We start from the raw sequence: 25,110 nt of genomic DNA on the forward strand, positions 1-25,110 counted from the left end.
CGACTTCCAACCCGAGTGGCGTACGTCTCGCCACCCGCGTTACCGGTGCCCCGATGGCGAGACTAGAATTTCGGCAACCCGCCGCCGCAGCAAGGAGACAGCGTGGCACAGCAGCTTCACGTCGAGCTGGTAGCCGTCGAGGAGACGGTATGGTCCGGCGAGGCCGAGATGGTCATGGCCCGGACGACCGAGGGTGAGCTTGGCGTGATGCCAGGGCATGCTCCCCTACTCGGCCAGCTCGCGGAGTCCGGCCAGGTTCGGATCAAGGTTGCCGGAGGCGACCAGCTCTCCTACGAGGTGGCTGGCGGCTTCCTCTCCGTGAGCAACAAGGGCGTCACCGTCCTGGCCGAGAGCGCCAGCCCGGTCCCGGCCGCGCAGGGTAGCTGAGCGCCACCCGGCGATGGGGATCGTCGAAGGGGTCGCGATCGGCATCGCCGTCGTCATCGGCGCGCTTCTGGCTCTCTTTGTCCGGCGGGGGTTGGTGACTCGCAGCGGAGGAATTATCCGGCTCAACGTCCGGACCTCCACGATCCTCGATGGGCGGGGTTGGGCCCCGGGCTTCGGCCGCTTCGTGGGGGACGAGCTTCGCCTCTACCGCATGTTCAGTTTCGCTCTCCGCCCCCGGCGGACGCTCTCCCGTAAGGGCCTCGCGGTGGAACGCCGTCGGCTGCCCGAGGGGCAGGAGCGGTTCTCGATGCCCGCCGACTGGATCATCCTCCGCTGTACCAGCCACCGCGCCCCGGTCGAGATCGCTATGGCGCGCTCGACCGTCACCGGTTTTCTCTCCTGGCTTGAGGCCGCCCCTCCGGGGGCGGCCTCGCCGAATCTGACCGCCCAGGACTGGCCAGCGGCCTGAGGCCCCGTCGCGGGGCCAGTGGGAGTCTCCCGGCACGCGCCGCCCGGTGCGGACTTCACCGGCCGAACGGCACGGGGAATTCCCGGCCGAACAATCCTGCTGTCTTCCCCGCCGAGCTGCTGCCTCTGGGCGCGGATGGTAGCCGGCAGGTCGGGTATGCAGCCCTCGGCGTGGCGTGACGCGCCGGCTACCACACCGGCGCGTCGGACGGTCGATCGGTCAGTGCTTGCCGCCGGGCACCCATAGCACATCTCCGGCCGGATTTGCCGTTCTTGACAGGATAAAGAGTAGATCGGAGAGCCGGTTGAGATACTTTGCCGGGAGCGTGCTGGTTCGGTCGGGGTCATGGGTGATCAGGGCCCAGGCTGCACGCTCGGCGCGCCGGGCTACCGTCCGCGCAACATGTAGTAGCGCCGCGCCAGCGGTGCCACCGGGGAGGGTGAAGGAGTCGAGCTTGCTCAGGCGTGCGTTGTACTCGTCGCACCAGCCCTCAAGGCGCTCGATGTACGCCTCGGTGACCCGCAGCGGCGGGTACTTCGGGTTCGGCTCGACCGGCGTGGCCAGGTCGGCCCCCACGTCGAACATGTCGTTCTGGATTGATCCGAGTATCGTCCGCAGCTCTTCGTCGAGTTGCCCGAGAGCGAGCGCCACGCCGATCGCCGCGTTGCACTCGTCTACGTCCGCGTACGCGGCGATCCGGGGATCAGTCTTCGGAACCTGCTCGTTGTTGCTCAGCCTGGTCGTGCCGGCGTCGCCGGCCTTGGTGTAGATGCGCGTGAGGTGGACGGCCATGACGCACAGCCTACGGACACCGGATCTCATGATCCCGGACCGGCCGGACCCCGCCTGGCTGACCAGTCCGGGCGATGCCGGCGGCACGGCGGTTGACGACGTCATCCGGGTGCGTGGTGGCACCCGCTTGACCGGCACCGTGCATGTGGTGGGCGCCAAGAACTCAGCTTTGAAGCTCATGGCCGCGGCGCTGCTGGCGCCGGGCCGTAGCGTCATCACCAACGTCCCACGGATCACTGATATCGCGATCATGGGAGAGGTGCTGCGTCGGCTCGGCTGCGGGGTTCAGTTCGACGCGGACGATCCGGTGGACCCGATGGTGGCGTACGGCGGGGTTCCCCGCTCCCGGTCGGTGACCATTGATGTGCCGGAGGCCCCCGGCAGCGACGCGGACTGCGACCTGGTTCGCCGGCTGCGCGCGTCGATCTGCGTACTCGGGCCCCTGCTGGCGCGCCGTGGATCTGTTCGAGTGGCCCATCCGGGGGGCGACGCGATCGGCTCGCGCGGGTTGGACATGCACATCGCCGGGCTTAGCCGGATGGGCGCCGAGATCTCCGGTGAGCGCGGCTGCGTGGTCGCCACGGCCCCGCACGGGCTGCACGGCACCGAGATCGTGCTGGACTTCCCGAGCGTCGGTGCCACCGAGAACCTGGTGATGGCGGCGGTGCTCGCCCAGGGCACCACGGTCATCGACAACGCCGCCCGCGAGCCGGAGATCGTGGACATCTGCACGATGCTCCGGCAGATGGGTGCGCTCATCGACGGTGCCGGCACCTCGACGTTGACCGTCGTCGGTGTGCCCGGGCTGCACCCGGTGCGGCACGCCACCGTGGGGGACCGGATCGTCGCCGGTACGTGGGCGTTCGGCGCGGCGATGACTCGGGGTGACGTGACGGTGACCGGTGCCTCCCCCGCCTTCCTCGACATCGCCCTGGACAAGCTGGTCTCCGCCGGTGCGCTGGTGGAGACGCGACGGGACGCCTTCCGGATCCGGATGGTGGACCGCCCCCGTGCGGTGGACGTGGTCACCCTGCCCTACCCCGGGTTCGCCACCGACCTGCTACCGATGGCGATCGGGCTGGCGGCGGTCAGCGACGGTGCCTCCCTGATTACCGAGAACATCTTCGACGGTCGGTTCATGTTCGCCAACGAGATGATGCGACTCGGCGCGGACATTCAGACCGACGGCCACCACGCCGTGGTCCGCGGGCGACCGCGGCTCTCCGGGGCGCTGGTGCGGGCAACCGACATCCGCGCCGGAGCGGGTCTCCTGATCGCTGGGCTCTGCACCGAAGGGATCACCGAGGTGTCCCAGGTGCACCATGTGGACCGGGGCTACCCGGACTTCGTGGCGGACCTGCGGGCCCTCGGCGTCGAGGTGGAGCGGGGCGACGCTGCCGACGGGGGCATCTCCCTCGGCCGGTGAGGGCGGCGAGGTGGGCTTCGCGGGTCCTCAGCCGACCGCCGCCCTGCCCTTAAGCTGCGTTCAGGTCTGCCGGTTAGGGTGCAGGCAGACACCAATCGCAGTGAGGGAGAAAGCAGATGGCGGGTCGACTCGCGGTCGTCGGTGCTGGACTGATGGGCTCGGGAATCGCCCAGGTAGCGGCGCAGGCGGGCTGGCAGGTGACGCTGCGGGACCTGGACGACACGGCCACGAAGCGGGGCCTGGCGGGCATCCAGCGGTCGCTGGAGAAGTTCGCCGAAAAGGGGAAGATCTCGTCGGCCGACGCCGAGGCGGCACTCGGCCGGATCACCCCCACCACCGACCTTGCGGCTGCTGCCGACGCGGACATCGTCGTCGAGGCGGTCTTTGAGAAGCTCGAGCTCAAGCACGAGGTCTTCCGCGCGTTGGACAAGATCTGCAAGGCGGATGCGGTGCTCGCCACCAACACCTCGGCGATCCCGGTCACCCAGATCGCCACCGCCACCGAACGCCCCGAGTCGGTGGTCGGCACCCACTTCTTCTCCCCGGTGCCGATGATGAAGCTGTGCGAGTTGGTCCGCGGCTACAAGACCAGTGATGCCACCATCGCCACGGCGAAGGCGTTCGCCGAGGAGATTGGCAAGACGGTCGTGGTGGTCAACCGGGACACTGCCGGCTTCGTGACGACCCGGCTGATCTGCGCGTTGGCGATGGAGGCGGTCAGCCTGGTCGAGTCCGGCGTGATCTCCGCCGAGGATCTGGACAACGCCTGCAAGCTCGGCTTCGGCCACGCCATGGGCCCGTTGGCGACCGTGGACCTGACCGGGGTGGATGTCCTGCTCAACGCCACCCGCAACATCTACACCGACACCGCCGACGAGAAGTTCTTCCCCCCGGAGCTGCTCCAGCGGATGGCCACCGCCGGAGACCTGGGCCGCAAGACCGGCCAGGGCTTCTATTCGTACGGCTAACCCAGCCGACCGGCAGGGGAGGGCTCCTTTGAGACAGCGGTCCGCAGGGGCCCTCCACCACCGCAGGGTTGACCTGGGCTCGCTTCGCCCCTCAGCCGTCGCGGCGGGTGGTCCAGCGGAAGGTGCCGAGGCAGAGCAGGAGCCCGATCACGCACCAGGCGGCCAGCACCAGGGCGACCCGACCCAGCTCGTACGAGCCACCCGGCTCCTGCCCGGCGAAGGTGTCCGGCAGGAAGACCGAGCGCAGCCCCTGGCACATCCACTTGAGCGGGAAGAGCGCGGCCACCTGCTGCATCCAGCTCGGCAACTGGGTGAAGACGAAGAACACCCCGGAGGTGAACTGGAGGATGAGGGCGACCGGGGTGACCACCGCCGAACCGCTGCGGGCCGTCCGCGCCAACGAGGAGATCGCGATGCCGCAGAGCGTGCAGGCGGTGATGCCGAGGACGGACACCCAGCCGAAGGTTAGCCACTTCGTGGCGGTGCCCGGTAGTTGTAGGTCGAACGCGGCCACCGAGACGGCGAGCAGCAGCGCTGTCTCGACGACACCGACCACCACGACCATGATCACCTTGCCGGCGAAGTACACCCACTTCGGCATCGGTGTGCCGCGGTAGCGCTTGAGTACCCCGCGGTCTCGTTCGATCGGAATCCAGATGCCGAGGTTCTGGAAGCTGACGGTCATCAGACCGGCGGCGATCATGCCGGTGATGAAGTACTGGGGAAAGCTCACCCCGGGTGCGATCTCGCCGTCGAAGACCGCGGCGAAGATCAGGATCATGATGATCGGGAATCCCATCGTGAACACGACGGACTCCCGGCTGCGCAGGAACTGGGTGAGCTCCAGCCGACCCTGCCGCAGCGCGAGGGCGAGTGGGCCGAGCTGGTGGCTCCCTGCCCGGGCGGCCGTGGCGGGCTTCAACGTCGTGGTCATCGGTGTCCGATCATCTGCAGGTAGATGTCCTCGAGGGTTGGCCGGGTAACCGTGAGCCCGGGCACCTCACCGCCGAAGCGCGCGGCCAGCTCCGTCACCAGCTCCGTGGGCGTCGCGCTCTCCGTGCTTTCGATCAGCCCCTCGGGCGTACGCCAGGAGACCGTCGCGTGGGCCTGTTGCCGGTTGCCCAGCTGTTCGGGTGCGGCTACCTCGATGAGCCGGCCGCCGGCGATCACCCCCACCCGGTCCGCGAGCGCCTCCGCTTCGTCGAGATAGTGCGTGGTCAGCACGATCGTCGTCCCGGCCGCCGCCAGATCCCGAATCAGCTGCCAGAATTCGCGCCGCGCCTCTGGGTCGAAGCCGGTGGTCGGTTCGTCGAGGAAGAGCAGCTCGGGCCGGCCGATGATGCCGAGCGCCACGTCCAGGCGGCGCTTCTGTCCGCCGGAGAGGGTATGGGTGCGGGCCCGGGCCTTGCCGGCCAGCCCGACCCGGGCGATCACCTTCTCCGGATCGTCGGCGTCGGCGTAGAAGCCAGCGAAGTGGTGGACCAGCTCGGAGACGCTGAGCTCGTCGAACTCACCGACGCCCTGGAGGACGATGCCGATCCGGTTGCGCCAGTCCGCGGCGGGGGCCGCCGGGTCGCTGTCGAGCACCGAGACCTCGCCAGCGTCGCGTCGCCGGTAGCCCTCCAGGATTTCTACGGTGGTCGTCTTGCCGGCGCCGTTCGGGCCGAGGAGGGCGAACACCTCACCTCGGCGGACCTCCAGGTCCACCCCGGCCACGGCCACGTTCTTCCCGTATGCCTTGCGTAGCCCCCGCGCGACGATCGCGAGCTCGTTGTCCATGCAACAAGTGTGCTGCCCCCGCGCAACCAGTCGAGCGCCGGGGTGCGGGTGGTCGCTGTGGAATTTTCCACAGCCCACTCTACCCATCAGTAACTTAAACTCCCGCCATGGACGAGAAGGCCCCCCCAGGTCGGCTGCCCGAGCGGGACCGTCCGTGGGTGATGCGAACCTATGCCGGGCACAGCTCGGCCGCTGCGACCAACGCGCTCTTCCGCCGCAACCTGGCGAAGGGGCAGACCGGGCTCTCGGTCGCCTTCGACCTGCCCACCCAGACCGGGTACGACCCCGATCACGAACTTGCCGCCGGCGAGGTCGGCCGGGTGGGGGTGCCGGTGGCGCACCTCGCCGACCTGCGGGCTCTCTTCCAGGGCATTCCCCTGGCCGAGATGAATACCTCGATGACCATCAACGCGCCGGCGATGTGGCTGCTCGGCCTCTACAGCACCGTCGCCACCGAGCAGGGGGCGCAACTCGACCGCTGCGCCGGCACGACCCAGAACGACATCATCAAGGAGTACCTGTCCCGCGGGACCTACATCTTCCCGCCGGCAGCGTCTCTGCGGCTGACCGCCGACCTCATCGCCTACACCCTCGGCGAGATGCCCCGGTGGAATCCGGTCAACATCTGCTCGTACCACCTCCAGGAGGCCGGCGCCACCCCGGTCCAGGAGGTCGGCTTCGCGCTCGCCACCGCGGTCGCCGTCCTCGACGCCGTCCGGGACTCCGGCCAGGTGCCGGCCGAGCGGATGGGAGATGTGGTCCAGCGGATCAGCTTCTTCGTCAACGCCGGGGTGCGCTTCGTCGAGGAGATCGCGAAGATGCGTGCCTTCGGTGCGCTCTGGGACGAGATCACCCGCGATCGGTACGGCGTGGCGAACCCGAAGCAGCGCCGGTTTCGGTACGGCGTCCAGGTCAACTCCCTGGGGCTGACCGAGGCGCAGCCGGAGAACAACATCCAACGCATCGTCCTGGAGATGCTCGGCGTAACCCTCTCCCGGAACGCCCGGGCCCGGGCGGTGCAACTCCCCGCCTGGAACGAAGCCCTTGGCCTGCCCCGCCCGTGGGACCAGCAGTGGTCGCTGCGGATGCAGCAGGTGCTCGCGTACGAGTCGGACCTGCTGGAGTACCCCGACCTGTTCGACGGTTCGCACCTGATGACGGCGCTGGTTGAGGACATCGTCTCCGGAGCCCGGGTCGAGCTGGAGAAGGTGCTGGAGATGGGGGGCGTCGTCGCCGCGGTCGAGACCGGCTACCTGAAGAGCGCCCTGGTCGCCTCGCTCGCCGACCGGCGTCGCCGGATGGAGGCCGGCACCGATGTGGTGGTCGGCGTCAACCGGTTCACCGAGACCGAGCCCTCCCCGCTGACCGCGGCCGGTGCCGCGGCGATCGAACAGGTCGACCCGGCGGTGGAGGCAGCCGCCACGACCGCCGTACGCCGCTGGCGGGCCAGCCGGGACGCGACGGCCGTGGACGCGGCGCTCGCCCGGCTCCGCGCGGACGCCGCGTCCACCACGAACCTGATGTCGGCCACGCTCGACTGCGTACGCGCCGGGGTGACCACCGGTGAGTGGGCGGGCGCGTTGCGGGAGGTCTTCGGGGAGTACCGGGCCCCCACCGGCCTGTCCGGGGCGGTCGGTTCCGGCGCCGACGGCCCGCTGTCGGCGGTCCGGGCCCGGGTCGCCGCCACCGCCCGACAACTGGGCAGTGGACGGCTGCGGCTGCTGGTCGGCAAGCCCGGTTTGGACGGGCACTCCAACGGTGCCGAGCAGATCGCGGTCCGGGCCCGTGACGCCGGCTTCGAGGTGGTCTATCAGGGCATCCGGCTGACCGCCGGGCAGATCGTGGCCGCCGCCGTGGAGGAGGATGTGGACCTGGTCGGCCTCTCGGTCCTCTCCGGCTCGCATCTGGCGGCCGTGCCCGCCGTCCTGGCCGGGCTGCGCGCCGCTGGGCGGGGTGATCTGCCCGTCGTGGTCGGCGGCATCATCCCGGAGTCGGACACGCAGACCCTTCGAGACGCCGGGGTCGTCCGGGTCTTCACGCCGAAGGACTTCGCGCTCACCGGGGTCATCAACGAGTTGGTGACCGTGGTCCGCCACGCCAACGGCCTGCCGGAGCAGTAGCTCCGTTACCCTCGTCGGGTGCGGTTGGTGATTGCGAAGTGCTCTGTGGACTATGTTGGACGGCTCTCGGCCCACCTGCCGCTAGCCACCCGGCTGGTGATGGTGAAGGCGGACGGGTCGGTGTCGATCCACGCCGACGACCGCGCCTACAAGCCGCTGAACTGGATGAGCCCCCCGTGCCGGCTGGAGGAGGCCCCGGGCGTCTGGCGGGTGGTCAACAAGGCCGGTGAGGAGCTGCGGATCACCCTGGAGGAGGTCTTCCAGGACACCGCGTACGAGCTGGGTGTCGACCCGGGCCTGCGGAAGGACGGCGTGGAGGCGCACCTGCAGGAACTGCTGGCGGCCAGCCCGGAGACGCTGGGTGCGGGTTTCACCCTGGTCCGCCGGGAGTACATGACGGCGATCGGCCCGGTGGACCTGTTGTGTCGGGACGCGGCGCAGGGCGCCGTCGCGGTCGAGGTGAAACGTCGCGGTGAGATCGACGGTGTGGAGCAGCTCACCCGCTACCTGGAACTGCTCAATCGGGACCCACTGCTCGCGCCGGTGCAGGGCGTCTTCGCCGCGCAGGAGATCAAGCCGCAGGCGCGGGTGCTCGCCACCGACCGGGGGATCCGCTGCGTGGTCGTGGACTACGACAAGCTGCGCGGCATCGAGCGGGACGAGCTGACCCTGTTCTGAGCCCCCAGCCCCCAGCCCCCAGCCCCCAGCCCGAGGGCAGGGGGCGACCGCGGGCGGGTCAGCGGCCGTAGAAGCGCTTGACCAGCTTGACCAGCCGGGCGACGTCCGCGTCGGTGCGGTCGAAGGTCGTCGCGGGCAGCAGCGACCGGGCCCGGCGCCGGGTGATGGCCTTGGGGCGGGCGAACTCCCGCAGCCCGTCCGCGCCGTGGATCCGTCCGAAACCGGAGTCGCCCACGCCGCCGAAGGGCAGGGTGGACATTCCGGCGAAGGTCAGGGCCGAGTTCACCGAGGCCATTCCGGAGCGCAGCCGCCGCGCGACCGCCATGGCCCGACGCCGGCCGAAGACCGAGCCGCCGAGACCGTAGCGCAGCGCGTTGGTCCGGGCGACCGCCTCGTCAACGTCGCGCACCCGGTTGATGGTCAGGGTGGGACCGAAGGTCTCCTCGCGTACGGCGGCTGAGTCCTCTGGCACGTCCACCAGCACGGTCGGCTGCACGTACGGCGGCTGCACCGCGTCTGCCCCGCCGAGTACCGCCCGGCCACCGCGGGCCAGCGCGTCGTCGATGTGCCGGCGGATCACCTCCAGCTGGCTCGGCATGGTGATCGGGCCGATATCGGTGCCGTCGGCGCCCACGGTGATTCGTCCGGCCCGCTGGACCACCCGGTCAACGAAGCCGTCGAAGACCCCCTCGACGGCGTAGACCCGCTCGATGCCGATGCAGGTTTGGCCGGCGTTGGTGAGACCGCCCCAGACAGCTGCCGTGGCCGCGGCGTCCAGGTCGGCGTCGGTGTCGACGATCATCGCGTCCTTTCCGCCGGCCTCGATGAGCACGGGGGTCAGGGACTCGGCGCAGGCGGCCATCACCTTTCGACCAGTAGCTGTGGACCCGGTGAAGGCCAGCTTGTCGACCCCGGACCGGCACAGCGCCGCGCCGACATCGCCGAGGCCGTGCACCGCGGAGAACACCGGCTCCTCGGTGACGACCTCGGCGAAGCTGTCAACCAGCCACTGGCCGACGGCCGGGGTGTATTCGCTGGGCTTGAGGACCACGGCGTTGCCCGCGGCCAGGGCGTAGGCGATGGAGCCGATCGGGGTGAACACGGGGTAGTTCCACGGGCCGATCACGCCGACCACCCCGTACGGCTGGTATTCCAGGTGGGCGGAGAACTCCGCCAGCATCAGCCGGGACCGTACCCGGCGGGGGCCGAGCACCCGCTTGGCGTTGCGGGCGGCCCAGTCGAGGTGCTCGACGGCGGTGACCACCTCGACGACGGCCTCGGCGACCGGCTTGCCGCCCTCGACATGCACCAGTTCGGCGAGTTCCTCGATTCGGGACGCCAGCCGGCCCCGCCAGCGCAGTAGCCGTTCCCGTCGGGCGGCGACGCCGAGCCCGGCCCACCACTCGCCGGCGGCACGGGCCTGGGCGACGGTTGCTGCGACGTCGGCGGGGGACGCGACCGGTAGCCGCCCGGCCTCCGCGCCGGTCGCCGGGTTCGTCGAGACGAGTCGACCATCCTCGATCACGGGGGTGCCCGGAACATGTACAGCCGTCATGGCGGAAGTTTAGACCCGGTTTGCTACTCACCGGTAGGGCAGGCGGCGCCCGCTTACTGCCGGCCCGGCTCCGTGACATACCCCACGGCATCTCGACAACCCTGCGGCACATGGCAGACTCGCGCGCATACCTTAGCGGCCGTTAACGCCGGCTGCATGGAGCTGACCAGGGAGGCTTGGCGTGACGCGCGAGTTCGCCAGTGTGGGTGTGGTGGGTCTGGGCACCATGGGTGCCGGCATCGTCGAAGTCTTCGCCCGAAACGGCATCGACGTCGTCGCCGTCGAGGTGACCGAGGCAGCGCTGGAGCGCGGCCGGGCCACCCTGACCGGCTCGACCGACCGGGCAGTCGCCAAGGGCAAGCTCGCGGCGGCCGACCGGGACGCGCTCCTGGCCCGCGTCAACTGGCAGGTCGGGCTGGGGGCCCTGCACTCGGTCGACCTGGTGATCGAGGCCGTTCCCGAGCAGCTCGAGCTGAAGCAGCGAATCTTCGCGGAGCTGGACCGGGTCTGCAAGCCTGAGACGGTTCTGGCCACCAATACCTCGTCGCTGTCGGTAACCGAGATCTCGGTGGCCACGGCCCGCCCCAACCAGGTCATCGGCATCCATTTCTTCAACCCGGCGCCGGTCATGAAGCTGGTCGAGATCGTCCGGACGGTGGTTACCTCGGCCGAGGTCGTTGCCGACGTGGAGGGGCTCTGCGCGCGGCTGGGCAAGGTCGATGTGACGATCAGCGACCGAGCTGGCTTCATCGCCAACGCCCTCCTCTTCGGCTACCTCAACCATGCGGTCAGCCTGGTCGAGGCGCGGTATGCCAGCCGGGAGGACATCGACGCGGCGATGAAGCTCGGCTGCGGTCTGCCGATGGGCCCGTTGGCATTGATGGATCTGATCGGCCTGGACACCGCGTACGAGATTCTGGACACGATGTACCGGCGGGGTGGCCGGGACCGGCGACACGCCCCGGTGCCGCTGATCAAGCAGATGGTCACCGCCGGGCTGCTCGGTCGGAAGTCGGGGCGCGGCTTCTACACCTACGAGCGGCCCGGTTCGCCGGTGGTCGTACCGGACGAGCAGACGCCGGTGAGCGCGGAGTCGACGCTCGAGGCCCGCGCGCGGAGCATTGCGAAGGTCGGCGTCGTCGGTTCCGGGACGATGGCGACCGGCATCATCGAGGTCTTCGCCAAGGCTGGCTACGAGGTGGTCTCGGTGACCCGCGGGGCGGAGAAGTCCGCCAAGGTTTTCGAGACGGTCAAGACCTCGCTCAACAAGGGCGTGGTGCGGGGTCGGCTGGGCGAGGCCGACCGGGACGCCGCGCTGGGGCGGATCACGTGGTCCGCGACGTTGGAGCACCTCGCCGAGGTCGACCTGGTGGTCGAGGCGGTCATCGAGGAGCTGAGCGTCAAGAAGGCGCTCTTCGCCAGCCTCGATGAGATCTGCAAGCCCGGTGTCGTTCTCGCCACCACCACCTCGTCGCTGCCGGTGATCGATATCGCGATGGCCACCCAGCGTCCGGCGGACGTGGTCGGCCTGCACTTCTTCAACCCGGCACCGGTCATGTCGTTGGTGGAGATCGTGCAGACCATTCGCACGTCGGCGGAGACGACCGCGACCGCGAAGGCGGTCTGCGGGGAGCTGGGCAAGACTGGTGTGGTCTGCGGTGACCGCTCCGGGTTCATCGTCAACGCGCTGCTCTTCCCGTACCTCAACGACGCGGTGAAGATGCTGGAGGCGAGCTACTCGACCGCCGACGACATCGACCATGCGATGAAGCTCGGCTGTGGGTACCCGATGGGTCCGTTCGAGTTGCTCGACGTGGTCGGCCTCGATGTCTCCCTGGCTATTCAGCGGGAGCTGTACCTGGAGCTGCGCGAGCCGGGGTTCGCTCCCGCGCCGCTGCTGGAGCACCTGGTCACGGCCGGCTATCTGGGTCGGAAGACTGGGCGGGGCTTCCGCGACCACACGCGTCGCTGAGCGGTAGGGCAGGTGCGGGCCGGTCGCGTCGCCGGCCCGCCGAAGCCGTACGGCGTCGTCCCGCCGTACGCTGAAGGGTGTGAGCCCTCGTCGTAACCGATCCCGCCGGAAGGAGAGCGCGCAGGTTGATTCCGCGCGGCTCCGGCAGGGGGTCGAGTCGGTGCAGCAGTGGCGGGACGGCGACTGGCAGGTTCGGTTGATCAGCGGCGGCGCGTCGGTGAAGACCTACCGCTGCCCCGGCTGTGACCAGGAGATTCGGCCCGGTGTGGCGCATGTCGTGGCGTGGCCCGCTCAGGGGTGGGGGGACCTGACCGACCGCCGGCACTGGCACAGTGGCTGTTGGCGGGCCCGGGACCGGCGGGCACCGAGCGTGCAGCGGGGCCGCGGTGCGCCCCGCCACGGCTGAGGCGCGATCTGGACCGCCGTCTTCCCGACCCCGACCCCGGCCGGGTTGCCGGGCTGGTGACGGGGGAGACTGGGCGGGTGAGCACACCCATCCGCGCCTCGTCGATCCTGCCCGGCCGTCGGGAGGAGATTGAGCTGCACACCGCCGACGGGCTGTGCCTCGTCGGTGAGCTGGCCCGTCCGGCCGACCGTGCGCCGGTCGCCACGCTGGTCTGCCTGCATCCGCTGCCCACCCATGGCGGGATGATGGACAGCCACGTGTTCCGCAAGGCCGCCTGGCGCCTGCCGGCCCTGGCCGACCTGGCGGTGCTGCGTTTCAACACGCGGGGCACGACCAGCATGCGCGGTACCAGTGCGGGGACGTTCGACAACGCGGTCGGTGAGCGGTACGACGTGGCCGCCGCCATCGAGTACGCGGAGTTCCACGAGCTGCCGGAGATCTGGCTGCTGGGTTGGTCGTTCGGCACTGACCTGGCCCTGCGATACGGCTGTGACCCAGCGGTGGCGGGTGCCCTCCTGCTCTCCCCGCCGCTGCGGTTCTCCGGCCCCGAGGACCTGGCGAACTGGGCCGCCGCCGGCAAGCCGGTCACGGCGCTGGTGCCGGAGTTCGACGACTACCTGCGGCCGGAGGAGGCGCGGGAGCGCTTCGCGGCTGTGCCGCAGGCTGAGGTGGTCGGAGTGCCGGGCGCCAAGCACCTGTGGGTCGGTGACGCCGAGACCGTCCTCGACGAGGTCGTCCGGCGGGTCAACCCCTCCGTCCCCGTGCCGTTGCCGACCACCTGGGATGGCCCGGTGGAGACCGGCGATGTCAGCGCCTACGCCGATCGCACGGTGGCGGCCTTCGCCGACCGGCCGGTGCCGGGTCCGGCGGCCGACTAGCGGGAATCCTGGCGTGGGATGACCACCTCGCGCAGGATAAGCTGGAACGCCGCGACGGTGGGGATCGCGATGAGGGCGCCCACCACGCCGAGCAGGGCGACGCCGAGCAGCGCCGCAACCAGGGCGGCCACCTCGTTGACCTGCACCGATCGGCGCATCACCTTGGGGTAGATCAGGTAGTTCTCCACCTGCTGGTAGACGAGGAAGAACAGCACGCAGGCGATCCCCACCGGTAGGGCGGTGGCGAAGCCGACCAGGCTCACGATCACCGCCCCGAGCGTGGCACCGATCTGTGGGATCAGGTCGGTCACCGCCACCACGACGGCCAGGGCGAACGGGTACGGCAACTCGGCAATCAACGCGAAGACGAAGGTGGTCGTACCGGCGAGGAGGGCGATGATGAGCGCCCCGACGATGTACGCGCCGACCTTGGCGATGATTTCGTCGCCGATGAGGCGTACCCGTTCCCGACGGGATCGGGGGACGAGCGCGTACCCGAGCGACCGCAGCCGGTTGAAGTACGCCAGGAAGTAGATGGTGAGTACGAGCACGGTCAGGGTCCGGAAGGCGGTGCCGAAGATGAGCTGGGCACCGCCGAGTACTCCGTCGAGTGCCTGGCCGAGGGTGTCGGTGTCCGCGGCCTGCTGCGCCCTCTCCACCAGGTCGTACCGCTCGATCAGCTCGTTGATGGTCTCATTGCGCCGCAGCGTCTCCAGGTAGCTGGGGAACTGCTCGATGAACTGGTTGGACTGGGTGATGATCGGTGGCACCAGGGCGACCACGCCGCTGCAGAGCAGGAGGAGCAGGGTCAGCATGACGACCGCGACCGCCAGCCCGTGGGGCAGCCCGAACCGGCGTAGCCGCGCCACCGCCGGATACAGCCCGACGGCGAGGAAGAGCGCGATCACGACGGGGACGAGTAGGCCGGCGGCATTGCGCAGGCCGAGGAAGAGGGCGTAGGCCAGCAGCGCACCGAGCGCGCCGGTGAAGCCGACGAGGAAGCTGCTACGCCGCAGGGGCAGCCCCGGCACGCCGAACCGTCCGGCCCCCTGCTCGGCGCGGTGCTGCTGCGACTCCGGCTCGCCCGGTGCCACCGGAGCTCAGGCCGCCCGCCCAGCGCCGTGGCCGGCCCGCCACGCCTCGCTCCGTGGTCGGCAGCGGCGAGCCTGGCCCGGGACCGCCGCCCAGCCGGCCGGCTCAGTCCTTGTCAACGACGACCTTGCTCGGCTTGGAGCTGCGCTCGTCGGTGGTGGGCTTCGCCGGTCGGTTGTTGTTCTCACCGGTACTCGTGATCTTTGTGGGGGCGGCTGCCCGACCCCCTTCACCCGGGACGGCCGCGACGGTCGGCTCACCGTCCACCCCGGCGCTGGCCTCATCACCGTCCTTCGTGGTAACCGACTTCACGCTGCCCTTCGCGGACTCGTCAACGGCCGGCTCGATCCGTCCGCGGGCTGGCTGGCCGGCGTCCGCCGGCTCGACCTTGCCCACCCCGGCGCGGTCCCCAGCGGGCGGCGCCGGTGCGGCCGTGGCGGCCCGACCGTTGTCGGAATCGCCGCCCGCGGGTCCGACCGGGGCGGGCTTCGCCGCACCGGTCAACTCCAGCCGAAGTTCTGCCACCTGTCGCTGCAGGTCGTCGGACTCCTGGCGGGATCGCCAGGTCTCCTGCCGCAGGTCAGCGAGCTGCTGTTGCGCCTGCGCGATTTCCAGCATCACCTGGGCGAGCTGCTGCCGGCCGGTCGCAGCCTCCTGCTGCGTCGCCGCCAGGTGCTGCTGGGTGGTGGCCAGGGCCTGCTGGGTGGTGGCGGCGTACTCCTCGAACTGGCGGCGGGAGGTGGCGGCGTACTCGTCGGCGGTACGGCGCTGCTCGGCCGCCGCCTCCTCGGCCTGGCTCAGCAGCGCCGATGCTTCCTGGTCCGCACGCTCGCGGAGGGCCTGGGCATCCTGCTCGGCGGTCTGCCGGATGCTCTCGGCGGCACCCTCGATCTCGTTTCGGCGGGCCGTGTACGTGGACTCCAACTCGGTCTTGCGCGAGGTGAACTCGGTTTCCAGCTCTTGCTGTCGGGTCGTGAGCCCAGTCTCCAGCTCTTGCTGTCGGGTGGCGAATCCGGTTTCCAGCTCCTGCTGCCGGCTCGTGTACTGCTGCTCCAACTCGGCGTGCCGGGACTCGTGTCGCTGCTCCAACTCGTCGCGGCGGCTGGTGAACTCCTGGTCGTCGGCGGCCCGGCGCTCGGCCAGCTCATGGTCTGCCGCCGCCCGGCGGTTGTCGACCTCCTTCTCCACCCCCGCCCGCCACGCTCCCAGCTCCTGTTGGGTCTGGGCTCGGGTCTGCCGGGCGTACGCCTCGGTCTCGGTGCGCGTCTGCTGCGCGTATGCCTCGGCCTCGGCCCGCTGCCGCTTCGCCGCGTCGGCGGCCTGCTTGGCGAGCAGCTCCGCCTCCTGACGGGCCTTTGTGTGGGTGGCCCGGCCGGCGGTGCTGGCGTCGTCGATGATCTGCTTGGCCTCCTGCTGGGCCTTGGCGTGGGTAGCCCGGCTCGCCTCGGTCGCCTGCTCCACGAGGCGTCCGGCTTCCTCCTGCGCCTTGGCCTGCAACTCCTTGGCGGCCTCCCGCAGCTCGGTCGAGTCCTGCTGGGCTTTGGTCTGCGCCTCACGGGCGGCCTCGCGCAGCTTCGTCGCCTCATGTTGGGCCCGCGTGTGCACCGCTTTCGCGGTGTCCCGCAGTTGGGTAGCTTCCTGCTGGGCCTTCGTCAGCGCCTCCTGCGCGGTCTTGCGTAGCCGGGCGGCCTCCTCGGTCGCGGCTCTGACCGCGGTTTCCGCCTGCTCGGTCGCGGTTTTGACCGCGGTTTCCGCCTCCTCGGTCGCGGTTTTGACCGTGACGTCTGCCTGCTCGGTCGCGGCCTTGACCCGGGCGTCGGCCTCCTTGGTCGCGGCCTTGACCCGGGCGTCGGCCTCCTTGGTCGCGGCCTTGACTGCGGCGTCGGCCTCCGCCTTCCGGGCTGCGGTGTGCCGCTCCTCCTCGGCGCGGCGAGCGGCCAGCGCCAGCTCGAAGTCCTTGAGGGCTCTGGCTGCCTCCGCCCGCGCTTCGTCAATGATGTGTTCGGCGGCGGCTCGGCGGGACTCGATCTCCTTGTTGGCGGCAGCGAGGATCTCTTCGGCCTGCTCTTCGGCGAGGGTGAGGACCTGCTCCACGCGGGGTCCAAGGTGCCGGAAGGAGGCGCGGTCCACCACGCCGACCTGCTTGCGCACCTGGGCCAGGTCCCGCTGGAGCACCTCCACCTGGCCGGCCAGCTTATGGATTTGGGTGTAGGCCTGCTCTCGCTCGGCGGTCAGGGTGGCGATCTCGTGCTCGGCGCGAGCGACGTACCGGTCGACCTGCCCCTTCACGTACCCCCGCAGGCCGGCCTCGAAGCTGGGCTCCGTGGTCACATCCCCGCCGAGAGCGAACAGTTCCTCGCCGTTCGACATGCCCCCATCCTCACACGCAATTGGCCCTCTTGGGGCGATACGGACTCGTCGGATGCAGCGGTTCAACCAGTGCGATCCGGACTTGGAACGACGTACGGCGCGGGGCGACACCGGATGCCCAGCGTCGCCCCGCGCGGTGGAGCAGGCCCCAGCCGAGCCGGTCAGCTGGAGGTTTCCGTGCGCTCGCTCTTCTTCGCCTCCGCTGTGGCCTCCGACTTCGCCTCCGTGGCGGCGGCCACGGCGGAGGCTGCCGCCACGGCGGCGTCCGGTCCCGTACCCGGGACGATGCCGGCGAGCCCGGAGAGCATCTGGCCGAGCTGGGAGGTGACCGCGTCCTTCTGGCGGGTGAGATCCTCGACCTCGCGGCGGGCCGTCTGCGTAGCCAGGTCGGCCTCGGTGCGGGCCTGGGTGAGCAGGCGATCCGCCTCGGTCTTCGCTTCGTTCAGGCTCTTCTCGGCGGCCGACTTGGCTTCTTCGACCGTGTCGTGGGCGGTGCGTTCCGACTCGACCCGCCGCGCTTCGGCGCGCTGCTCGATCTCCTTGGCCCGTTCCTGGGCTGCCCGGGCCCGCTCCTCGGCCTCGTTGACAAGCTTCTGGGTCTGGGCGACCTGGGCGGCGTGCCGCTCCGACTCCTCGCGCTCGGCCTTCTCCCGCCGCTCGGCCAGCTGCAGCTCAAGGGCCTGCAGATCCTTGTCGCGCTTGTCTCGAGCGTCGGTGAGGAGCTTCGTTGCCTCGGCGCGCTTCTCCTCGGCCTCGCGGGCGGCCTTCGCCCGCTGCTGGGTGATCTCCCGTTCCGCGGTCGCACGGAGGGTGGAGACCTCCCGCTCGACGGTGGACTTCAGCTCGGCGACCTCGTGCGCGGTGACGGTGCGCAGCTGCTTGGTCTCCCGATCGGCGTCGGCCCGCAGGGTGTCGGCCTCGCGGCGGGCCTGGACGCGGACCTCGGCCGCCTCCCGCTCCGCGGTGGTCCGGACGTTGCCCGCCTCCCGCTCCGCAGTGGCCTTCATCGCCGCCACCTCGGCCCGTGCCTTGTCAGTGATCTCCCGGGCCTCGAGGCGGGCGGCGGAGAGAATGCCCTCGGACTCCCGCTTCGCCTCGTTGCGGTGGTCGTTGGCGTGCTCCTCGGCGAGCCGAAGGATCTGCTCAACGCGGGTGCCGATGCCGGAGAGGGTCGGCCGATTGTTCTCTTCGAGTTGCTTGCTGGCCTCGGAGAGCTTCTGCTCGAGGGCGGTCATCCGCTGCTCGGCCTGGCGGAGCCGGCGCTGCGCGTCGTTCATCCGCTGCTCGGCCTCGGCACGGGCCTGCTCGGACTGGGTCAGTGCGGCGCTCATCCGACCAAGGAAGTCGTCAACCTGCCCGGTGTTGTAGCCGCGCAGGCCGACCGTGAAGTCCGGCTGGGTGTTCGCGTTATCGAAGAACGCAAGAGGGGAGGACTGCTGCTGGGGCATTGGGACATACTGGCAGACGACCTGGGGGCCTTCGCAAGAGCGCCCCGACCTTTGCCATCCTCATTACAGGGTGGACCCCGGTCGCGGCGCGGCGGCCAGACCAAACGGCGATCTTGGCAGCTCCCAGATGCCGCGGCGGTCTGAAGTGGGCTCTGAAATGGGGCCGTGAGCAAGGACTCGCGGCCCCATTCCGTTCTGCGCCGGTATCGGGGGAGCCGGTATCGTTCGAATGGGTGGCCAGACCAGCGAAAGGAAAGGCAATCCAGCCGCCACATTGGTGGCGCCCCTTGTCCGTCTGATCAGTGACCGCGGAACCGGTTGATCGCTGCCTCGTGCCGCCCGCGGAACTCGGGGTCGCGCACACCGAGGCCGTCGGCCGGAGCAAGGCAGCGGACCCCGACCTTGCCCTGGTGCGCGTTCCGGTGCACCTCATATGCGGCCTGGCCGGTCTGTTCCAGGCTGTAGGTCTTCGACACGGTTGGGTGGATCTTGCCGAGGGCGATCAGCCGGTTCGCCTCCCACGCCTCCCGGTAGTTCGCGAAGTGGCTGCCGACGATCCGCTTCAGGTGCATCCAGAGGTAGCGGTTGTCGTACTGGTGTTGGTAGCCGCTGGTCGAGGCGCAGGTGACCACGGTGCCGCCGCGTTTGGTGACGAAGACGCTGGCTCCGAAGGTCTCCCGCCCCGGGTGCTCGAAGACGATGTCGGGGTCCTCGCCGCCGGTCAGCTCGCGAATGCGTTCACCGAAGCGGCGCCACTCGTCCGGGTTCTGGGTCTGCTCGTCCTGCCAGAACCGAAAGCCTTCGGCGGCCCGGTCGATCACCAGCTCCGCGCCCATCCGTCGGCACAGTTCCGCCTTTTCCGGCGAGGAGACCACGCAGACCGGAATCGCCCCGCCGGTGAGCGCCATCTGGGTGGCGTAGCTGCCCAGGCCGCCGGAGGCGCCCCAGATCAGCACGACATCCCCCTGCTTCATGTTGGCGCCATGGTGGGAGACGAGCTGTCGGTAGGCCGTGGAGTTGACCAATCCCGGGCTCGCCGCCTCCTCCCAGCTGAGGTGGCGGGGCTTCGGCATGAGCTGGTTGGCCTTGACGATCGCCAGCTCGGCCAGACCGCCGAAGTTGGTCTCGAAGCCCCAGATCCGCTGCTGTGGGTCGAGCATGGTGTCGTCGTGTCCGGCGGCCTCCTCCAGCTCCACCGAGAGGCAGTGGGCGACGACCTCGTCGCCGGCCTGCCACCGGGTTACCCCGGGGCCGGTGCGGAGCACGACGCCGGCCGCGTCCGAACCGACCACGTGGTACGGCAGGTCGTGTCGCCTGGTCAGCTCGGAGAGTCGGCCATAGCGCTGGAGGAACTTGAAGGTCGGCAGTGGTTCGAAGATGCTCGTCCACACCGTGTTGTAGTTGATGGCGCTGGCCATCACCGCGACCAGCGCCTCGCCGGGACCGGGCTGCGGGGTCGGCACCTCCTGGACGTGTAGCGCCTTGCGGGGGTCCTTGTCCCGCGTGGCCATTCCGTCGAAGATCTGTGTCTCCTCGGCGCGTACGACGACGCCTCGGTAGGACTGTGGAATCGGGAGCCGGGCAACACCAGCGAGTTCACGTTCAGGCTGTGCCGAACCCTCTGCGGCCATGATCGTTTCGAGGATGTCCTGCACTTCGACCTCCCGTTCGTCTGCCCCGCGCGTCGCCGGTAGGGGCGTGCCATCGTCGGCGCCCGGCGTGTCGGTCACCGGCTCGGTATCGACGCATCCGGCATCGACCGCGCTGCTATGGAGGCGGATGTTACTGAACGGTAGCTTTGCTCGGAAGTGCTGTGTGAAAAAGTGCATCGATTGGTGGGTGGGCCCTGCCCGGCGGGGAGCAGGGGCGGGCCCACCTGGCCTCAGTGGTCCACAGCAGGCTCGACCAGCTCGACCAAGACGCCACCGGCGTCCTTCGGGTGGACGAAGTTGATCCGGGAGTTCGCGGTGCCCCGCTTCGGCTGCTCATACAGCAGGCGGAGACCCCGCTCGCGTAGCTTGGCGCAGGCTACGTCGATGTCGGCGACCGTGTACGCGACCTGCTGCACGCCCGGGCCCTGCCGGTCGAGGAACCGCGCGATCGTAGCCGCCGGCGAGAGTGGGGCGAGCAGCTGCACGCAGCCACCGGCGGATGTCGGGCCGACCGCCAGCATCGCCTCGCGGACGCCCTGCTCCTCGTTGGTCTCGGTGTGTACACACCGCATGCCGAAGGCGCGCTGGTAGAAGTCGATCGCCTCGTCCAGGTCGGGTACGGCGATACCGACATGGTCGATGCGGCGTAGTCCGATGTCTGTGTCGTGGTCCGCAGCGGACTCGACGGGGGGATTCTCGGCCATGGCGTCAGTCTGGCCGAACGGGTGCGCGGGAAGCGCAGCCGGTTGGCTATCTCACGCCACGGGAAGGTGCTGACCTGTGCCACGGGAAGGCTGTCGCCTGCGGTCGCCGGTGCCGGTGGAGAGGTCGACGCGGGGCCCGGGGCGCCGGGGGCGGCGGTCGGCGCCCGCGTGACTGGGCGCGAGCCGCTACGCTGTCCGGGCGGTCGCTGCGAAGTTCCCGTGTCCCTTGTGCGGCGGGGCGACGAGGCCGTGCACCGGGTTGGCCCTACCGTGCGTCGTCGATGTGCGCGGGGTCACCGTCGCCAATCTGCTCCCAGAAGCTAAGGTGCGTCCTAACAATCGTTAAGGCGTACAGGTCGGGACCCTCGGAGGCAGGTATGGCTTCGGTGATCGTCAGCGGCGCTCGAACCCCGATGGGGCGACTGCTGGGAAATCTCAAGGATCTTTCCGCGACCCGGCTTGGTGGCGTGGCGATCAAGGCAGCGCTGGAGCGTGGCGAGGTCGCCCCGGACCAGGTCCAGTACGTGATCATGGGGCAGGTGCTCCAGGCGGGCGCCGGTCAGATTCCGGCCCGGCAGGCGGCCGCCGAGGCGGGCATCCCGCTCTCTGTTCCAGCGCTGACCATCAACAAGGTCTGCCTCTCCGGGCTGGACGCGATCGCGCTGGCCGACCAGTTGATCAGGGCTGGGGAGTTTGACGTCGTCGTGGCCGGCGGCATGGAGTCGATGACCAACGCCCCGCATCTGCTGTTGGGGCAGCGGGGTGGCTACAAGTACGGCGACGTGGTGATCAAGGATCACATGGCCCTCGACGGGCTCACCGACGCCTGGGACTGCTGCTCGATGGGGGAGTCGACCGAGCGGCACGGCAGCACCAAGGGGATCAGCCGCGCGGAGCAGGACGCCTTCGCCGCAGGAAGCCACCAGCGTGCCGCCGCGGCCCAGAAGAACGGGCACTTCACCGAAGAGATCACCCCGGTTGTTCTCCCGCAGCGCAAGGGTGAGCCGCTGGTGATCAGCGAGGACGAGGGCATTCGTCCGGATGCCACCGCTGAGTCGCTGGCGAAGCTACGTCCGGCCTTCGCCCCGGAGGGCAGTATCACCGCTGGCAGCTCGTCGCCGATCTCCGACGGGGCTGCCGCGGTCGTGGTGATGAGTAAGGCCAAGGCGAAGGAGCTAGGGCTGACCTGGCTGGCCGAGATCGGTGCGCACGGCAACGTCGCCGGCCCGGACAACTCGCTGCACTCGCAGCCATCCAATGCGATCGGCCACGCGCTTCGGAAGGCGGGCCTCACCATCAACGACCTGGATCTGATCGAGATCAACGAGGCGTTTGCGCAGGTGGGCATCCAGTCAACCCGTGACCTCGGGATCAGCCCGGACAAGGTCAACGTCAACGGCGGTGCGATCGCCCTCGGGCACCCGATCGGTATGTCCGGTGCCCGGCTGGTCCTGACCCTGGCGCTGGAGCTCAAGCGGCGCGGTGGCGGCACCGGCGCGGCAGCGCTCTGTGGCGGTGGTGGCCAGGGCGACGCGCTGATCATCCACGTCCCAGCGGGGGCCGAGAGCCAGGGGTGAGCCAGACCGGCGAGCCCCGTGGTCGGGAACGAAAGGCACCATGACTGACGCCGTCAACAATGTCCCGGCCGCGCCGCCGGTGCGCCGCAGCCGGGATATTCCCATGCTCGTCGAGCGGGCCCGCGCGGGTGACCCCCGTGCGGTCGCCCGGCTCATCACGTTGGTCGAATCCGGGGACGGGACACTGCCGCGGATCGCGGCGGCTTTCGCCCCGTACGCGGGCCAGGCCCAGGTGGTCGGCCTGACGGGTTCGCCCGGAGTGGGTAAGTCGACCACCACCAACGAGTTGGTGCGAGCGCTGCGCTCCCGGGGACACCGGGTCGGCGTGCTGGCCATCGACCCGTCCAGCCCCTTCACCGGTGGGGCGATTCTCGGCGATCGGGTTCGGATGCAGGACCACGCCACCGATCCCGGCGTCTACATCCGTTCCATGTCCAGTCGCGGGCACCTCGGTGGGCTCTCGGCGGCAACGCCGCAGGCGGTCCGGGTGCTGGAGGGCGCCGGCTGCGACGTGGTGTTGGTGGAGACCGTCGGCGTGGGGCAGGCGGAGGTGGAGGTCGCCTCGCTCGCGGACACCACGCTCGTGCTGCTCGCGCCTGGAATGGGGGACGCGATCCAGGCGGTCAAGGCCGGCATCCTGGAGATCGCCGACGTGTTCGTGGTCAACAAGGCCGACCGGGACGGCGCCGATGCCACGGTCCGGGACATCCAGGGCATGATCGCGCTGGGGGAACGAGGGCCGGGGCAGTGGCGGCCAGCGGTGGTGCGTGCTGTCGCCGTACGCGGTGAGGGGATCGACGACGTCGCCGCGGCCATCGACAAGCATCGGGGTTGGCTGGTCGAGCGGGGTGAACTCCGCCGTCGTCAGGAGGCACGGGCCGCCGCTGAGGTGGAGGCGATCGCGCTGGGCGCGCTCCGGGCTCGAATCGGTTCGCTGCGGGATGGCACCGAGCTGTCGACGCTCGCTGCCCGGGTGGCCGCGGGCTCGCTCGACCCGTATGCGGCGGCTGATCAGCTCCTCGCCCAGATCGCCGGCGACAGCGCCGGAGATCCTACCGGCCGGTACGAACGTCCTTAGCGAGCGTTCAGGGCAGGATCTACACTCGGAGGCGGAGTCGCAGACCCGAGGAGGAGCCCCGCGGATGAACGCCGACGAGATCGCCGCTGGACGCAGACGCTGGCAGGACCGCTATGATGCCGCGCGTAAACGGGACGCCGACTTCACCACGCTCTCCGGGATGACTGTCGCCCCGGTGTACGGGCCGCCGGAAGGGGTGGACCACCCCGGCTTTGAGCGGATCGGCTGGCCGGGTGAGTTCCCGTACACCCGTGGTCTACACCCGACCGGCTACCGAGGGCGGGCCTGGACCATCCGGCAGTTCGCCGGCTTCGGTAACGCCCGGCAGACCAACGAGCGTTACAAGATGATCCTGGGCGCGGGGGGCGGTGGGCTCTCCGTCGCCTTCGACATGCCCACGTTGATGGGGCGTGACTCGGATGACCCGCAGTCACTCGGCGAGGTCGGGCACTGCGGGGTCGCGGTGGACAGCGCCGCCGACATGGAGGTGCTCTTCGACGGCATCGACCTGGCCGGTGTCACGACGAGTATGACCATCTCCGGGCCGGCCGTACCGGTCTTCTGCATGTATCTGATCGCTGCCGAGCGGCAGGGCGCGGACCTCTCCCGCCTGGATGGCACCCTGCAGACGGACATCTTCAAGGAGTACATCGCACAGAAGGAGTGGCTCTTCGACCCGGAGCCGCACCTGCGCCTCATCGGCGACCTGATGGAGTACTGCGCTCGGGAGATTCCCCGGTACAAGCCGCTCTCCGTCTCCGGCTACCACATCCGGGAGGCGGGCTCGACGGCGGCGCAGGAGCTGGCGTACACCCTCGCCGACGGCTTCGGCTATGTCGAGCTGGGCCTCTCCCGTGGCCTCGACGTGAACGTCTTCGCCCCGGGCCTGAGCTTCTTCTTCGATTCCCATGTGGATTTCTTCGAGGAGGTCGCGAAGTTCCGTGCCGCCCGCCGGATCTGGGCTCGCTGGCTGCGCGACGTCTACGGTGCCACCAGCGAGAAGGCGCAGTGGCTGCGCTTCCACACGCAGACCGCCGGGGTCTCGCTGACCGCACAGCAGCCGGTCAACAACGTGGTCCGGACCGCCGTGGAGGCCCTCGCGGCCGTGCTCGGCGGCACCAACTCGCTGCACACCAACGCCCTCGACGAAACCCTGGCGCTGCCCACCGACGAGTCGGCCGAGATCGCCCTGCGGACCCAGCAGGTGTTGATGGAGGAGACCGGGGTGACCAACGTGGCCGACCCGCTGGGCGGCTCCTGGTACGTCGAGGCGCTCACCGACAAGATCGAGGCCGAGGTGGAGGAGATCTTCGCCCGGATCCGGCAGCTCGGCGGTGAGGGACCGCACGAGATCGGGCCGATGACCTCGGGAATCCTGCGGGGCATTGAGGATGGCTGGTTCACCGGACACATCGCCGAGGCGGCATTCGCCTACCAGCGGGCGCTGGAGAAGGGCGAAAAGAAGATCGTCGGGGTCAACTGTCACACCGGCACGGTCGCCAAGGACCTGGAGATCCTGCGGATCTCGCACGAGGTCGAGCTGGAACAACGGCGCATGCTCGGCGAGCGGAAGACAGCCCGGGATGACGCCGAGGTCAGCGCGGCGTTGGAGCGGATGGTCGCGGTCAGCCGGACCAGCGGGAACATGATCCCGGCGATGCTCGACGCGGTCCGTGCCGAGGCGACCCTGGGCGAGATCTGTGATGCGCTGCGCCTCGAGTGGGGCGTCTACCGCGAACCGGCTCGCTTCTGACCGCCG

21 protein-coding genes are annotated in these 25,110 nt (G+C 69.8%); 12 read left to right on the forward strand and 9 right to left on the reverse strand.

Annotated elements, in window-relative coordinates; translation table 11 throughout:
- Window positions 1-102: 102 nt before the first annotated feature.
- Both K228_RS0110100 and K228_RS0110105 read left to right on the forward strand, forming a co-directional pair.
- Entirely contained in the window at window positions 103-387 is a 285-nt protein-coding gene (locus tag K228_RS0110100) for a F0F1 ATP synthase subunit epsilon (RefSeq protein ID WP_025618338.1), read from the forward strand.
- A 13-nt stretch (window positions 388-400) separates the two neighbouring features.
- A complete protein-coding gene (locus K228_RS0110105) occupies window positions 401-856 on the forward strand; it encodes a DUF2550 domain-containing protein (RefSeq protein ID WP_025618339.1) in 456 nt (151 codons plus the stop codon).
- A 219-nt stretch (window positions 857-1,075) separates the two neighbouring features.
- Here K228_RS0110105 and K228_RS0110110 read toward each other — a convergent pair whose 3' ends face one another.
- The gene (locus K228_RS0110110) at window positions 1,076-1,648 is read right to left on the reverse strand and encodes a cob(I)yrinic acid a,c-diamide adenosyltransferase (protein WP_018252183.1); all 573 of its coding nucleotides are present in this window, start codon (window positions 1,646-1,648) and stop codon (window positions 1,076-1,078) included.
- Between K228_RS0110110 and murA the strand changes: the two genes are divergently transcribed.
- The gene (murA, locus tag K228_RS0110115) at window positions 1,647-3,074 is read left to right on the forward strand and encodes a UDP-N-acetylglucosamine 1-carboxyvinyltransferase (RefSeq protein WP_025618340.1); all 1,428 of its coding nucleotides are present in this window, start codon (window positions 1,647-1,649) and stop codon (window positions 3,072-3,074) included. The genes K228_RS0110110 and murA overlap by 2 nt on opposite strands.
- Before the next feature lie 116 nt (window positions 3,075-3,190).
- Window positions 3,191-4,042 carry a 3-hydroxyacyl-CoA dehydrogenase family protein gene (locus K228_RS0110120; RefSeq protein WP_025618341.1) on the forward strand — a complete coding sequence of 284 codons (852 nt, stop codon included), beginning with the start codon at window positions 3,191-3,193 and terminating at the stop codon, window positions 4,040-4,042.
- A gap of 91 nt (window positions 4,043-4,133) precedes the next feature.
- Here the strand turns inward: K228_RS0110120 and K228_RS0110125 are convergent, their stop codons facing one another.
- Both K228_RS0110125 and K228_RS0110130 read right to left on the reverse strand, forming a co-directional pair.
- Window positions 4,134-4,976: an ABC transporter permease gene (locus tag K228_RS0110125; protein WP_025618342.1), complete on the reverse strand. Its 843-nt coding sequence runs from the start codon at window positions 4,974-4,976 to the stop codon at window positions 4,134-4,136.
- Complete coding sequence (locus K228_RS0110130; RefSeq protein ID WP_025618343.1) at window positions 4,973-5,821, reverse strand: ABC transporter ATP-binding protein; 849 nt, start codon at window positions 5,819-5,821, stop codon at window positions 4,973-4,975. Before K228_RS0110130 ends, K228_RS0110125 begins: the two co-directional genes overlap by 4 nt.
- Before the next feature lie 107 nt (window positions 5,822-5,928).
- Between K228_RS0110130 and K228_RS0110135 the strand changes: the two genes are divergently transcribed.
- Window positions 5,929-7,941, forward strand: a complete 2,013-nt coding sequence (locus K228_RS0110135) for a protein meaA (RefSeq protein ID WP_025618344.1) — start codon at window positions 5,929-5,931, stop codon at window positions 7,939-7,941.
- 18 nt (window positions 7,942-7,959) lie between these two features.
- Complete coding sequence (gene nucS / locus K228_RS0110140; protein WP_025618345.1) at window positions 7,960-8,619, forward strand: endonuclease NucS; 660 nt, start codon at window positions 7,960-7,962, stop codon at window positions 8,617-8,619.
- A gap of 58 nt (window positions 8,620-8,677) precedes the next feature.
- Here the strand turns inward: nucS and K228_RS0110145 are convergent, their stop codons facing one another.
- The gene (locus K228_RS0110145; RefSeq protein WP_025618346.1) at window positions 8,678-10,174 is read right to left on the reverse strand and encodes an aldehyde dehydrogenase family protein; all 1,497 of its coding nucleotides are present in this window, start codon (window positions 10,172-10,174) and stop codon (window positions 8,678-8,680) included.
- A gap of 181 nt (window positions 10,175-10,355) precedes the next feature.
- Here K228_RS0110145 and K228_RS0110150 point away from each other — a divergent pair, with 181 nt between their 5' ends.
- From K228_RS0110150 to K228_RS0110160, 3 genes are all read left to right on the forward strand, one after another.
- A complete protein-coding gene (locus K228_RS0110150; RefSeq protein WP_025618347.1) occupies window positions 10,356-12,146 on the forward strand; it encodes a 3-hydroxyacyl-CoA dehydrogenase family protein in 1,791 nt (596 codons plus the stop codon).
- A 79-nt stretch (window positions 12,147-12,225) separates the two neighbouring features.
- Window positions 12,226-12,552: a hypothetical protein gene (locus K228_RS0110155; RefSeq protein ID WP_080671569.1), complete on the forward strand. Its 327-nt coding sequence runs from the start codon at window positions 12,226-12,228 to the stop codon at window positions 12,550-12,552.
- 77 nt (window positions 12,553-12,629) lie between these two features.
- The gene (locus K228_RS0110160) at window positions 12,630-13,430 is read left to right on the forward strand and encodes an alpha/beta hydrolase (RefSeq protein ID WP_025618349.1); all 801 of its coding nucleotides are present in this window, start codon (window positions 12,630-12,632) and stop codon (window positions 13,428-13,430) included.
- Here K228_RS0110160 and K228_RS0110165 read toward each other — a convergent pair.
- From K228_RS0110165 to mce, 5 genes are all read right to left on the reverse strand, one after another.
- Window positions 13,427-14,524 carry an AI-2E family transporter gene (locus K228_RS0110165; RefSeq protein ID WP_025618350.1) on the reverse strand — a complete coding sequence of 366 codons (1,098 nt, stop codon included), beginning with the start codon at window positions 14,522-14,524 and terminating at the stop codon, window positions 13,427-13,429. The two genes, K228_RS0110160 and K228_RS0110165, sit on opposite strands and share 4 nt — an antisense overlap.
- A gap of 103 nt (window positions 14,525-14,627) precedes the next feature.
- The gene (locus tag K228_RS0110170; protein WP_025618351.1) at window positions 14,628-16,892 is read right to left on the reverse strand and encodes a hypothetical protein; all 2,265 of its coding nucleotides are present in this window, start codon (window positions 16,890-16,892) and stop codon (window positions 14,628-14,630) included.
- Window positions 16,893-17,053: 161 nt separating this feature from the next.
- The gene (locus K228_RS0110175) at window positions 17,054-18,340 is read right to left on the reverse strand and encodes a DivIVA domain-containing protein (protein WP_025618352.1); all 1,287 of its coding nucleotides are present in this window, start codon (window positions 18,338-18,340) and stop codon (window positions 17,054-17,056) included.
- Window positions 18,341-18,639: 299 nt separating this feature from the next.
- On the reverse strand, window positions 18,640-19,995 hold the full coding sequence (ccrA, locus tag K228_RS0110180) for a crotonyl-CoA carboxylase/reductase (RefSeq protein ID WP_025618353.1): 1,356 nt from the start codon (window positions 19,993-19,995) through the stop codon (window positions 18,640-18,642).
- Between the two features lie 227 nt (window positions 19,996-20,222).
- Window positions 20,223-20,696, reverse strand: coding sequence for a methylmalonyl-CoA epimerase (gene mce, locus K228_RS0110185; protein WP_025618354.1), 474 nt, complete (start codon window positions 20,694-20,696; stop codon window positions 20,223-20,225).
- A gap of 377 nt (window positions 20,697-21,073) precedes the next feature.
- Here mce and K228_RS0110190 point away from each other — a divergent pair, with 377 nt between their 5' ends.
- From K228_RS0110190 to icmA, 3 genes are all read left to right on the forward strand, one after another.
- On the forward strand, window positions 21,074-22,273 hold the full coding sequence (locus K228_RS0110190; RefSeq protein ID WP_025618355.1) for an acetyl-CoA C-acetyltransferase: 1,200 nt from the start codon (window positions 21,074-21,076) through the stop codon (window positions 22,271-22,273).
- A gap of 40 nt (window positions 22,274-22,313) precedes the next feature.
- Window positions 22,314-23,351, forward strand: a complete 1,038-nt coding sequence (meaB, locus tag K228_RS0110195; protein ID WP_025618356.1) for a methylmalonyl Co-A mutase-associated GTPase MeaB — start codon at window positions 22,314-22,316, stop codon at window positions 23,349-23,351.
- Window positions 23,352-23,415: 64 nt separating this feature from the next.
- Window positions 23,416-25,104 carry a coenzyme B12-dependent isobutyryl-CoA mutase large subunit gene (gene icmA, locus K228_RS0110200; RefSeq protein WP_025618357.1) on the forward strand — a complete coding sequence of 563 codons (1,689 nt, stop codon included), beginning with the start codon at window positions 23,416-23,418 and terminating at the stop codon, window positions 25,102-25,104.
- Window positions 25,105-25,110: the final 6 nt, after the last annotated feature.

Origin of the sequence: Salinispora cortesiana, from assembly GCF_000484695.1 — a bacterium.
Classification (GTDB): domain Bacteria; phylum Actinomycetota; class Actinomycetes; order Mycobacteriales; family Micromonosporaceae; genus Micromonospora; species Micromonospora cortesiana.